Origin of the sequence: Pseudoalteromonas sp. S3260 (genome assembly GCF_005886925.1) — a bacterium.
Lineage (GTDB): Bacteria > Pseudomonadota > Gammaproteobacteria > Enterobacterales > Alteromonadaceae > Pseudoalteromonas > Pseudoalteromonas tetraodonis.
The window spans coordinates 1-324 of sequence record NZ_PNCV01000330.1; the positions used below are offsets into that span (position 1 = coordinate 1).

Here is a 324-nt window from a genome sequence, read left to right on the forward strand (position 1 = left end):
TTTGACGCCATTCGTGGTTTCGCCATTAAGCTCACCCGTGATGCTGAATATAACCTCGACGATGAAATCGAAGAAGGCCTGTTGGATAAAATGTCAAAAGGTCTAAAACAGCGGTTGCGCTCAGAGCCTGTGCGTTTAGTGTACGACAGTGCCTTGCCCGGGGAGATGCTTAAAGCACTAAGACGGCGCTTGGGGATCACTCGCTATGATGCCCTGATCCCAGGCGGCCGCTATCGCAACTTTCGCGACTTTTTAGCCTTTCCCAATGTCGGCCGGCGCTACCTTGAGAACCGCCCACTGGCAACCATTCGCTCACACACTTTT

General features: G+C 52.5%; 1 pseudogene. It reads left to right on the forward strand.

Annotated features, from left to right (window positions below):
* Window positions 1-324: pseudogene (locus CWC14_RS18675) on the forward strand (polyphosphate kinase 1); the annotation flags it as partial.